Consider the following 11,989-nt stretch of genomic DNA (forward strand, 5'->3'; position numbering starts at 1 on the left):
TTAATCCAGTAATTTTTGATAAAGCGTAATAAGCTGACTTGACAGTTTTTCAGGGGTGGCGTCTTTAACACGTTCACGTGCCGCTTGCCCCATATTGTTATTTTTTCCCAGAGAAGGGGTTGCAGCAATCGCTTCCTTCAATGTGTGGATATCAAGTGCGTCACAATAAAATCCGTTCCGGCCTTGCTGAATAAATTCGGCACCTCCACAACTTTCTGAAGTAATGACGGGCAATCCGCAGGCCATCGCTTCAAGAATGACGTTTGGAAAGGGATCATACAGCGTTGGCAGCAGTAAACCATCGGATAGCTGATAAAAAGGCAGCGTCTCTTTTTGCACCCCCAGGAAGCGGATTTGACCTTCGCAGCCTAATGAGCGGGCGAGGTCGCGATAACGGCTTTCTGCTTTATCCTGTCCCACCACAATCAGCCAGGCTGCTGTGCCTGCGATAGCGCGTATAGCGCTGGCCAGGCCTTTTCGTTCAAACCCTGACCCAACGAAGCAAAATATTACGGCATCGGCTGGCAAGCCAAACTGCTGACGTAGTGTAATACGCTGTGCCTCTTCAACCGGAACGAAACGGGTGGAATCTATTGAATTATAAATCACATGTATTTTTTTTGCGTCAATATCAAAGTCTTCTACGATTTCGCGTTTGATCATCTCCGCATTACAAATAACCGCTTTCAACTCGGGCGCCTGGTACATTTCACGTTCGGCGTGCATCACGTAGCGGTGATAGCGGTCGACCATCAGCATTTTCGCGCGCCAGGCGGGCAGAATGCGCGCGCGCTGCAGCAGCCAGCGTCGATGGACGCCATCGCCAGCGCGGTAAATGTCGCAGCCCGGAATTCGCTCGTGGCTTTGCACAATATCAAACTGCTGTTGCTGCCACAGCGCACGGGCAGCATGGGCAAACCCGCGCTCGCGGCTAATTCGGCCCCATTTGCGTGGGTCGCAAATATGGATATGCCAGTCGTCCTGCTTCTCGCCCTGCCACTCACGCGTAATGACGTTGAGTTCAAGATTCTGGTTGCTCAACGCGGTGAGCGCACGTGAAACGAAGCGCTCCGCTCCGCCATCAGGGCGATATTTTTGGCGAACAATCGCCAGACGATGGTGTTTCATGGCAAATATCTCCTTGCAGCGGAGACGACAGCATCAACAGGAATGGCGTCGAGATAGCGTTCTTTCGTTTTGGTATCAATAGCGTCGGGATCGGGGAGGGGGCCGTAGTCGCCAGCCCAGATGACTTCACCGTTGACTTGCCATGGAGACCAAAACGTCAGTTTGGAAGGACCAAACAGCGCCACGCAGGGCGTCTGCAGCGCGGCGGCCATATGCATTGGAACGGAGTCAACGCCAATAAAAAGACGCGCGTGATCGATAAGTGAGGCCAGCTGGCGCAACGTGAGCTGGCCCGCCAGCGAGACGACTCCCGTCTTCGGTGAGGTGGCGAGAATGCGTTCGATCATCGCCAGCTCTTTTTTATCCGGCCCGGCCGTGAGTACGATAGTGTGACCATCCTGCTGCAGCGCGGTGATGGTTTGCGCCATTTTGCCTTCGTCCCAGCATTTAAAGAACCAGCGCGACGTAGGCTGAATCACGATGTAGTTGTCGCCCACACCGTTTTGCCTCAGCTTTTGATGAGCGTCGTGCCAGTCTTCGGCACGGTAGGCCATGGTCACAGCAGGTTGAGCGGTTACCGGTAATGGCGACAAAATGGCGAGGTTCTGTTCGACAGTGTGTAGCGTGTTGTGACCGGCCACAGAGACCAAATCGCTATGGCAAAACCGCCAGAATGCGTTGTTGCGCTTGTTAAAAGCGAAGCCAAGTCGAACCGGCGCACCGGTGAAACGGGTGACGATAGCGCTGCGCCACTGATCGGCAAGATTGATCACCAGGTGATAGTGCTGTTTTCGTAACGTGCTGAGCAACTGCCACTCTTTTTGCAGATGTTTCAGCGTGCCCAGCTGCTTCCATTTACGATCGATCCCGTAAACAGTACCGATCGCCGGGTGCGCAGCGAGCATATCGCGGGTTTCTTCATACAACAGCACATCAATCTGTGCCTGCGGCCATTTTTGACGTAATGAATCAATGACGGGAGTGGTCAGCAACATATCGCCGTGATGGCGGAGTTTGATAAGTAAAATGCGCAAATCAGGCGTGTCAGGTAAGTTATTCATCATCATCTTATCGGCGTTGTACTGTTGGCAATTCTAATAGACCTGATAGCGACTTGCACTCTTTCTCCATAATCTCAGGAATTTCCCAGGAAGGGTTTACTCAGGCTTTGGAGAGTGCGTAACATAGCGCTAACTTCCCTGTCTTGCGGACTCATTATGAAAAAACCAGCGTTTATCATCACGATTGATACTGAGGGCGATAATCTCTGGCAGAACCACCGCGTCATTAAAACGGAAAACGCGCGCTATCTGGCCCGGTTCCAGACCCTGTGTGAGCGTTTTGGTTTTAAGCCCGTCTGGCTGACAAACTATGAGATGGCGATCGAGCCCGTTTTCATCGAATTCGCAAGGGACGTGATCGCCCGTGGTCAGGGGGAGGTGGGAATGCACCTTCACGCATGGAATAGCCCCCCTGAGCACGATCTCACGGGAGATGACTGGCGCTGGCAACCTTATCTGATTGAATTTTCAGACGAGATGATGCGTGAGAAAGTGCTGTACATGACCCGTCTGCTGGAAGAGACATTCCAGACCAAAATGCTGAGCCACCGCGCCGGTCGTTGGTCATTTGATAGCCGCTATGCAAAATTGCTCGTTGAGCTGGGCTACCAGGTTGATTGCTCCGTGACGCCGCGCGTGAACTGGCGCAACGCGAAAGGCGCCCCGCAGGGGAATGGCGGAACGGATTATCAGCATTTCCCCGACCATGCCTATTTTATGGATTTGGATACGATTTCCCGGGCAGGCAATAGCCCCTTACTCGAAGTGCCGATGAGCATTCAGTATAAACATCCGGCCTGGCTGAATACGATCAAACAGGGATACGATCGGCTTCGCGGTAAATATCGTTCGCCCTCCGTGAACTGGCTACGACCGACCGGTGGCAATGCCTCGCAGATGATTCAGGTGGCGCAGCAATGCCTGTCGCAGGGGCAGGATTATGTGGAGTTTATGCTTCACTCGTCTGAATTTATGCCGGGTGGAAGTCCTACGTTTAAAGACGAAGCGGCGATTGAAGGGTTATATCAGGATTTAGAAGCGCTTTTTAGCTGGCTATCCGATAAGACGACAGGGATGACGCTGGCGGAGTTTTATCAATACAAGAAAAAATAATGCCCGCCAGGCGGGCATTATCGCTTAGTGATGTTGTCTGGTTTGCGAGAACGGTGTGCTCAGTGCAAACACGGTGACAAAGAAGATTAGGGCTTCTGAGCTCAGTAAAATAACGTCCGTCAGGCCATAAAGTAATAAAAGCAGCATGGTCGATAGCAGCAGGCCATTTCTGTTCTTCAGCGCGTACGCGATCATCGAAACGAAGAAAAAGAGTAATATCGCCAGACCCGGAAGCCCCTGCAGGGAGTATTTTTCGATGAATTCGTTGTGCAGATGTATCCTAATATACTGCAGCGCCGAGACGAGGTGGGGATGCCCCTCTTGAATATAACGCTGCGTCCATACCTCTCGCTCTTCAATTGATTGTCCCAGTGGGTGGGCAAGTCCGTTCTGAATACCAACAATCCACATGGAAAAACGCGCGCCGAGTGACGTGGCGTCATAGCCTTGTTGGTAGCGCTCTACTTCCATCTGCGTTTGATCTATTTTTGGCGAGATCAACGGCTTGTAGCTAACGATAATAATGCCCGCCACAACACATAAGAAAATGAGCATCGATTTAAGATGAATTCTTCTGAAGTGGTAAAGCGTTAGCACAATCGCCAGAAGCAAATACAGCCCCATTGCAGCACGCGTCCCCGTCAAAAGAATGACGAACCAGGAAATTAATACGGTGAAACCCGCTACCACATACAGTTTTCTGTTTTTTTGAAGATAAAGACTGTATACCAACGCCAGCGACAGAACAGAGTAAACATAGGCCGATACGGTAGGACGATTTATGGCCATCTCAACACGATCTACACCCTGCGTCGCCTGCCACAAGCCATATCCCGTGGCGAGGACAAACCCTGCACCTGCCGCGTACAGGAAGTACTTCTGGAAAGCGCGTTTATCGACGTAAGTTTTAAAGCGGTCAAGATAGAAAACGAGAACGCTCGCTAAGATCAGTTTCTTACTGGCACCCAGATAATCGCTGTAAGCGTTTAAACCTTCGCTATGATATTCGTACACCATATACCAGACAAGATTGAGCAACCCAATCAGCAATATGGGGAGCGCGATTGAAAAGGGGCACAGGGTGATTTTTTTATATTCGCAAGCTAAGCCGATAATGCTGGCATAAACCGCAATATAGAAAAATTCACGTTGTTTACCTGAGCTCACCAGCGCCAGTGCAAACGAAATGAGGCTCAAAATCAGCGTCAGCTGATAGAGCCGCAGTTTTACTTTTTCCATAATGCCTCAATGACCCTTTTTTTGTAGCTGAAACGTACATCTCCGGAGAGGAAGAAAGAGAAAGAATAAAGTGCGTTTACCCGCTGCTTAACCAGTATGAGCTGCGGGTCGGTCAGATGTTGCCGATGGTTACTGTAGATATCAAACCAGTGGCAATTAACAAGATGCTTAAACGAGCGCGGGAATGTTTTTTCCATCTGTAACGTACATTCAACGAGCGTAGTGATTTTACCGGCGTCGAGACGGCTCGATAAACTGTCGCTGCGTTTGATGTAATAATAGTGCCCCTGACGCTGGTAGAATATTTTACCCGCTTGCATCAGCATGCCGGGAAATACCGCGAAATCCTCATAACAAACCATTGAAGGGATCGGATTGCGTGCATAAAGTTTGCGATGCACGAATTGCCCGATGAGATGCGCCTGAAAATCTTTGTGCTGCAGGAAACGCTTTATTGCATCGCTTTGCGACAATATGGCAGGCGTGAATCCCTGCCAGTCGGAGGTGATTTTCCGCATGTCCCGTATTTCCAGCAGGCGCGTCAGCAGCATATCAGGCCGCTCTGCTTTCAGGAATGCGACGGCGTCCCGGATGCTGCCTGGTTTCAACAGGTCATCGCTATCCAGCATCGTAATGTATTCGCCTGATGCCAGAGAGACCGCGCCGTTTCGAACATGTCCTACGTTACGGTACTCAACGTATCGGGATTGCGCATTCGGAAGCTTTGGTAACCACGTATCAATGATATCCTGAGTGGCATCATCGGAACTGTCATTAAAGATAATGATTTCTACATCATCGCCTGCATTCTCTATCGCGTTTTGCAGGCTTTCCAGCGTGGCGTGAAGCGTGTTTTCGGCATTATGTACGGCAATAATGATGCTGAGAAAAGCCATAGTAATTAGTTTCCCTGCGCATCAAAGGCAGAATTTGCTGTTGGCAGCCCGCAAATGAAATATTTGAGTTCGTCCAGCGATTCATCTGTTACCGCGAAGAGCTCTTCCCGGCTTTGTGAGAAGTAATAACGAGTTTCAAAAACATACGAGCAAATGTTGTCATCGTTGCCTATCAGCAACACGTTGCCAAGCGGGCGCTGCTCGTAGTGACAGCACGGGCCGAACAGTAAGACGACCGGCACGCCCACTGCATCGGCAATATAGACATTTCCGGAGTCAGACGCGATATAGCAGTCCATCTTAGAAATGGCCCACGGAAGTTCTTCCAGCGAGAGCTTGCCAATAAGATTAATAAAGTTGGGCAACTCACCGTAAGCGCGGGTGATATCGTCCATCCATGATTGTTCATTTGGCGCGCCAAACACGTAAAACTCGCAGGGCAGGTCGGCGAGGCGATCGGCAATCCGTTTCCAGATGCCCGGTGGAACGGTTTTCGCTTTATTCCCTGCGGCGATACTGATGCCAATGCGGATAACGCCGGGTTTATCAAGAATAGCCGGATAGGTTGCGGGTTTAAACAGTGGCTTTGTGGCATGCTTGGGAGAGTCTTTCCAGGTCAGCGAGCGATCCGCCAGCTTAAGATAGTTCGTGACGGACAGCGTCTTCTTTTCGTGCTCAACCGTACCGTCTGCCGTTGCATAGAAAATACCGTGATACCACCTGCGCGTGTAAGTGCTCAAAAATTGCTTGTTTTTAGCATTGCACACGGAGGCGAAAAAGAGATTTACGCTGTTGGGTTGCAGGAGATAGACGTTGTCATAGCGGTTCATGATCCTGCAGGCAAAGAGCAGCTTTCGCCACAGGTTACGCTTATGCTGCTCGATAAAAAAAATCTCTTCGATTGTCTCATCATTCTTCGCCAGCGCGCCTACGCCGCGACTGATGAGCACGTCGCTTTTTTGCAGCCAGGCCAGAAGGGGCGTTGCATTAACAAAATCGCCGATTTTGGCTGTCTGAATGACCAGGTTTTTCCCTGTCTCTTTGCGGAACAGCTTTCGGAGAAGCTTTACCGGAAAGAGTAAAATCAGCAGAAATACGTAACTCATGGGTTAAATATCCCTGTTGGAAAGCCAATGGCTGCCCTGTAAAAATGAAAAAATTGCATCTGCGCTGATATCCTTCGTTTGCTGAGTCGGGCTGACCATCTGATGCTGGTTTTTGCCATAGCCCCCGATCAGGCCGGGATCGGTCGGGCCAAAAAGAGTGATATTTGGACGATCCAGCGCCGCGGTTAAATGGCTTAAACCCGTATCCACGGAAACGACGGCGTTAGCGCCTGCCAGCTCTGCGGCAACCTGTGCCAGCGTGAGTTTGGGTAACACCTCGACGTGGGTAAAGCCTGCTGCCAGACGCTCCGCACGTTGCCGCTCATGCTCAGCGCCCCACGGGAGTTTAATATGGATACCGGCGGGTTGCATTAGTTCAATCAGCCTTCGCCAGTGCGTTTCCGGCCAGTGCTTATCGTCGCGCGTTGTGGCATGCAGGAAGACAAGATAAGGCTGAGCAGAGGGATCTGTATTGTGCAAAAAATGCTGTGCAATGGCATAGTCACCCTGGGTTTCCGGTTTCGCATAGCCCAGGCTTTTCGCGAACAGCTCGCGGGTGCGTTCCACAGCGTGCTGCTGCTTCGCAATATGATGGCGACGGTTATAGAACAGGCTCGCCAGCGGTTCGCGGGCGGTGTGCCAGTCCATGCCGTGCTTTATGCCGTGCGCTAAACGCGTCACCAGCGCGGCGCTTTTGACCAGCCCCTGCGCGTCGATAATCGCGTCGTAACGCTGCGCCTGCACCGCCTCGCGGAAGGCTTTGCGTTCGGCCTTAATCGGTGCGGAGAACCACGCTTTGCGCCAGCGGCGAATCGCCACCGGGATCACGCGGTCAACCGCTTCATGCCAGGTGGGGATCTGCGCGAAGCCTTCTTCCACCACCCAATCAAAACGGATGCCGGGAATGGCCCGCACGGCGTCCGTCAGCGACGGCAGCGTATGCAGAACATCGCCCATCGAGGAGGTTTTTACGATCAATACCCGCATCCGTTATCCTTCTTCGCTCAACAGCAGTGCGTTGAGCTCTTCGAGAACACGCTGGGGGGTAATGTCGATCAGGCTCTGATGGTAACCTTCTGCGGCGTCGCCTTTGCGTACCTTGTGGTAGCCGGTGATCAAACGAATTACGCGCGCTTTGTGCGACAGCGGCGGCGTGAAGTCCGGGCTGCTTGGGCCATACAGCGCGACCAAAGGACGGTCCAGTGCGGCGGCGACGTGCATCAGACCAGAGTCGTTGCTGACCACGGCCTTACAGGCGGCAATCAGGATAACCGCCTGCTCGAGCTGCGTTTCGCCGGCCAGATTGCGGCACCAGGCCTGCTGCTCGGTGCTCAGCGTGGCGAGAATTTCGTTGCCCGCCTCGTGATCCTTTGCCGAGCCAAACAGGACAATCTGATAACCTTCGTCGATCAGCTGTTTTGCCAGCTCGGCGTAGTGGTAGTGCGGCCAGCGTTTCGCCGGGCCAAATTCCGCGCCAGGGCAGAAGCCAATCATCGGGCGTTCGGACGAAATGCCAAACGCGTTACAGATTTGGGATTTCTCCCCGTCGTTAACCTGAAGCTGCGGCCACAGCAGCGGCTGCGGCAGGTCTTTCGCGCTGCGCATCACGCCTTTGTCGTAGGCCAGCGCCACGTAGCGCTCCACCATCAGCGGCCAGGCCTCTTTATCCAGCACTCGCGCGTCGTTCAGCAGGCCGTAGCGCATTTCACCGCGCCAGCCGGTACGGTGCGGGATGCCCGCAAAGAAAGGCACGAGGGCGGATTTAAAGGAGTTTGGCAGCACGTACGCGCGGTCATAGCGCTTCTCGCGAAGGCTATGGCCGAGCTTGCGACGTTCGCCGATCTCCAGCGCCCCGTGGCCAAGCGGCATCGGGATCGCCTCGTTTACTTCCGGCATACGCGATAACAGCGGACGGCACCATGCGGGTGCCATCACGTCGATTATCGCCTGGGGATAACGCGCCTTGAGCGTGCGATAGAGACTTTGCGACATCATCATGTCGCCCACCCATGACGGGCCGATCACCAGAATCTTCATGCTTATGCGTCGCGGTTCAGCCAGGACATATATTCCGTTACGCCTTCGGCAACGGTCTTGAACGGCTTGTCGTAGCCCGCGGCGCGCAGGTTGGTCAGGTCAGCCTGGGTGAACGCCTGGTAGCGGCCTTTCAGCTTGTCCGGGAACGGAATGTACTCAATGCTGCCTTTCTTATGGTATGCCAGCGTCGCGTCAGCCACCGCCTGGAAGGATTCTGCGCGGCCCGTGCCCAGGTTAAAGATGCCGGAGACACCGTTTTCCCAGAACCACAGGTTTACGGCCGCAACGTCGCCCACGTAGACGAAATCACGCTTAAAGCCGTCGCTGCCTTCGAACAGTTTCGGGCTTTCGCCGTTATTCAGCTGGGTGTTCAGGTGGAACGCCACGCTCGCCATGCTGCCTTTGTGGCCTTCGCGCGGACCGTAGACGTTGAAGTAGCGGAAGCCGACAATCTGCGAGTTCGCTTCTGGCAGAACCTGACGCACGTATTCGTCGAACAGGAACTTGGAGTAGCCATAGACGTTCAGCGGCTGCTCGTACTCGCGTGACTCGATGAAGTCAGAGGTGCGGCCGCCGTAGGTTGCCGCGGAGGAAGCATACAGGAACGGAATTTCACGCTCCAGGCAGTAGTGCAGGAGCTCTTTGGAGTACTGATAGTTGTTGTCCATCATGTACTTGCCGTCCCACTCGGTGGTGGAGGAGCACGCACCTTCGTGGAAGATGGCCTCGATCTCGCCGAACTCTTCACCCGCCATAATCTGGATAAGGAAGTCTTCTTTATCCATGTAGTCAGCGATGTTCAGATCCACCAGGTTAACGAACTTGGTGCCGTCTTTCAGGTTGTCCACCACCAGGATGTCGGTGATGCCTTTGTCATTGAGGGCCTTGATAATGTTGCTGCCGATAAAGCCCGCGCCGCCGGTAACGATGATCATAACTGTAACCTTTGAAGTGTGGAGCCCGGGGACAATCCCGGACGCTAATATTCATATCATATCATTAGTATGGCGACCCTTCAGCCATTCACCGATATGCAGCAGGGTTACACGTGATTTATGCTGCAAAAACGAGAAGAGATACTGCGTCATCTCGTCATGAACTATAGGTTTGGGTAATATGTGCCGAAATTTGCCGAGTCTGGAGAATTGCAATGCGTGGTGATTTTTACAAACAGTTAAACAGCGACCTCGACACCGCACGTGCGGAAGGGTTGTTCAAGGAAGAGCGTATTATCACGTCTGCTCAGCAGGCGGACATCACCGTTGCCGACGGCAGCCACGTGATCAACTTTTGTGCGAACAACTATCTGGGGCTTGCGAATCACCCTGAGCTGATTGCCGCTGCAAAAAACGGCATGGACACCCACGGTTTCGGCATGGCCTCCGTACGTTTCATCTGCGGTACGCAGGACAGCCACAAGCAGCTTGAGCAAAAGCTGGCGAGCTTCCTTGGGATGGAAGACGCGATTCTATACTCCTCCTGCTTCGACGCCAACGGCGGTCTGTTTGAGACCCTGCTCGGCGCAGAAGATGCGATTATCTCCGACGCCCTGAACCACGCCTCCATCATCGACGGCGTACGCCTGTGTAAAGCGAAGCGCTTCCGCTACGCCAACAACGACATGGTTGAGCTGGAAGCCCGCCTGAAAGAGGCCCGTGAAGCGGGTGCTCGCCACGTGCTGATCGCCACCGACGGCGTGTTCTCCATGGACGGCGTGATCGCTAACCTGAAGGGCGTGTGCGACCTGGCGGATAAATACGACGCGCTGGTGATGGTCGATGACTCTCACGCGGTTGGCTTTGTGGGTGAAAACGGCCGTGGTTCCCATGAATACTGCGACGTGATGGGCCGCGTGGACATCATCACCGGTACGCTGGGCAAAGCGCTCGGCGGCGCGTCCGGCGGCTATACCGCCGCGCGTAAAGAGGTGGTCGAGTGGCTGCGCCAGCGCTCCCGCCCGTATCTGTTCTCCAACTCCCTGGCACCGGCGATTGTGGCTGCGTCCATCAAAGTGCTGGAGATGGTGGAATCCGGCGCCGAACTGCGCGACCGCTTGTGGTCCAACGCCCGCCTGTTCCGTGAAAAAATGAGCGCCGCAGGGTTCACCCTGGCCGGTGCCGACCATGCGATCATTCCAGTGATGCTGGGCGATGCGGTCATCGCGCAGAAGTTTGCCCGCGAGCTGCAGAAAGAGGGGATCTACGTCACTGGGTTCTTCTTCCCGGTGGTGCCAAAAGGTCAGGCGCGTATCCGCACCCAGATGTCTGCGGCGCACTCGCCTGAACAAATTGAACGTGCGGTGGAAGCCTTTACCCGCATCGGTAAACAGCTGGGCGTAATTGCCTGAGGACGTGTGATGAAAGCGTTATCCAAACTGAAAGCGGAAGAAGGGATTTGGATGACCGACGTGCCGGAGCCGGAAGTCGGTCATAACGATCTGCTGATCAAAATTCGTAAAACCGCCATCTGCGGTACTGACGTTCACATCTACAACTGGGACCAGTGGTCGCAGAAAACCATTCCGGTACCGATGGTTGTCGGTCACGAATATGTCGGCGAAGTGGTCGGCATCGGCCAGGAAGTGAAAGGCTTCAAGATTGGCGATCGCGTCTCCGGTGAAGGCCATATTACCTGCGGCCACTGTCGTAACTGTCGCGGCGGACGCACGCACCTGTGCCGCAACACCGTCGGCGTGGGCGTAAACCGTCCGGGCTGCTTCGCGGAATACCTGGTGATCCCGGCGTTTAACGCGTTCAAAATCCCGGACAATATCTCTGACGATCTGGCCTCCATCTTCGACCCGTTCGGCAACGCGGTACACACCGCGCTCTCCTTCGACCTGGTGGGTGAAGACGTGCTGGTCTCCGGCGCGGGCCCAATCGGCATTATGGCCGCCGCCGTGGCGAAGCACGTGGGTGCGCGCAACGTGGTGATCACCGACGTAAACGAATACCGCCTGTCGCTGGCGCGCAAAATGGGCGTCACTCGCGCGGTGGATGTCTCGAAAGAGAGCCTGACCGACGTGATGGAAGAACTGGGCATGACCGAAGGCTTTGACGTGGGTCTGGAGATGTCCGGCGCGCCGCCGGCGTTCCGCACCATGCTGGACACCATGAACCACGGTGGCCGTATCGCGATGCTGGGTATTCCGCCGTCAGATATGTCCATCGACTGGAACAAAGTCATCTTCAAAGGGCTGTTCATCAAGGGCATTTATGGCCGCGAGATGTTCGAGACCTGGTACAAGATGGCGGCGCTGATCCAGTCCGGCCTGGATCTGTCCCCGATTATCACGCACCGTTTCTCCATCGATGAGTTCCAGCAGGGCTTCGACGCGATGCGTTCCGGCCAGTCAGGGAAAGTGATCCTGAGCTGGGATAAGTAATAAAAAAGGGGGCCAGCGGCCCCT

The 11,989-nt window shown here is 54.0% G+C and carries 11 protein-coding genes; 3 read left to right on the forward strand and 8 right to left on the reverse strand.

Annotated features, from left to right (window positions below):
* Positions 1-1,128, reverse strand: a complete 1,128-nt coding sequence (locus MX657_RS00585) for a glycosyltransferase family 4 protein (RefSeq protein ID WP_346806945.1) — start codon at positions 1,126-1,128, stop codon at positions 1-3.
* On the reverse strand, positions 1,125-2,195 hold the full coding sequence (gene rfaQ, locus MX657_RS00590; RefSeq protein WP_346806947.1) for a putative lipopolysaccharide heptosyltransferase III: 1,071 nt from the start codon (positions 2,193-2,195) through the stop codon (positions 1,125-1,127). Before rfaQ ends, MX657_RS00585 begins: the two co-directional genes overlap by 4 nt.
* 150 nt (positions 2,196-2,345) lie before the next feature.
* On the opposite strand from rfaQ, the gene MX657_RS00595 reads away from it, so the two are divergent.
* Positions 2,346-3,302, forward strand: coding sequence for a polysaccharide deacetylase family protein (locus MX657_RS00595; protein ID WP_346806949.1), 957 nt, complete (start codon positions 2,346-2,348; stop codon positions 3,300-3,302).
* Between the two features lie 24 nt (positions 3,303-3,326).
* On the opposite strand, the gene MX657_RS00600 is transcribed toward MX657_RS00595, so the two are convergent.
* Genes MX657_RS00600 through rfaD form a run of 6 tightly spaced genes read right to left on the reverse strand, consistent with a single transcriptional unit; the run spans position 3,327 to position 9,515 of the window.
* Positions 3,327-4,541 carry an O-antigen ligase family protein gene (locus MX657_RS00600; protein ID WP_346806951.1) on the reverse strand — a complete coding sequence of 405 codons (1,215 nt, stop codon included), beginning with the start codon at positions 4,539-4,541 and terminating at the stop codon, positions 3,327-3,329.
* Positions 4,529-5,437, reverse strand: coding sequence for a glycosyltransferase family 2 protein (locus MX657_RS00605; protein ID WP_346806952.1), 909 nt, complete (start codon positions 5,435-5,437; stop codon positions 4,529-4,531). The genes MX657_RS00600 and MX657_RS00605 overlap by 13 nt, the downstream gene beginning before the upstream one ends.
* Before the next feature lie 5 nt (positions 5,438-5,442).
* Positions 5,443-6,543, reverse strand: coding sequence for a glycosyltransferase family 9 protein (locus MX657_RS00610; protein WP_346806953.1), 1,101 nt, complete (start codon positions 6,541-6,543; stop codon positions 5,443-5,445).
* A 3-nt stretch (positions 6,544-6,546) separates the two neighbouring features.
* On the reverse strand, positions 6,547-7,530 hold the full coding sequence (gene rfaC, locus MX657_RS00615; RefSeq protein WP_119916654.1) for a lipopolysaccharide heptosyltransferase RfaC: 984 nt from the start codon (positions 7,528-7,530) through the stop codon (positions 6,547-6,549).
* A 3-nt stretch (positions 7,531-7,533) separates the two neighbouring features.
* On the reverse strand, positions 7,534-8,580 hold the full coding sequence (gene rfaF / locus MX657_RS00620) for an ADP-heptose--LPS heptosyltransferase RfaF (RefSeq protein ID WP_346806955.1): 1,047 nt from the start codon (positions 8,578-8,580) through the stop codon (positions 7,534-7,536).
* 2 nt (positions 8,581-8,582) lie between these two features.
* Complete coding sequence (gene rfaD / locus MX657_RS00625; RefSeq protein WP_346806956.1) at positions 8,583-9,515, reverse strand: ADP-glyceromanno-heptose 6-epimerase; 933 nt, start codon at positions 9,513-9,515, stop codon at positions 8,583-8,585.
* Positions 9,516-9,730: 215 nt separating this feature from the next.
* On the opposite strand from rfaD, the gene kbl reads away from it, so the two are divergent.
* Together kbl and tdh are read left to right on the forward strand one after the other, a co-directional pair.
* Positions 9,731-10,927 (forward strand): glycine C-acetyltransferase, encoded by a 1,197-nt coding sequence (gene kbl, locus MX657_RS00630; protein WP_080329841.1) that lies wholly within the window; start codon positions 9,731-9,733, stop codon positions 10,925-10,927.
* Positions 10,928-10,936: 9 nt separating this feature from the next.
* Positions 10,937-11,965, forward strand: coding sequence for an L-threonine 3-dehydrogenase (gene tdh, locus MX657_RS00635; RefSeq protein ID WP_042717745.1), 1,029 nt, complete (start codon positions 10,937-10,939; stop codon positions 11,963-11,965).
* The last annotated feature ends 24 nt before the right edge of the window (positions 11,966-11,989 follow it).

Source organism: Enterobacter chuandaensis, assembly GCF_039718975.1.
GTDB lineage: Bacteria > Pseudomonadota > Gammaproteobacteria > Enterobacterales > Enterobacteriaceae > Enterobacter > Enterobacter chuandaensis.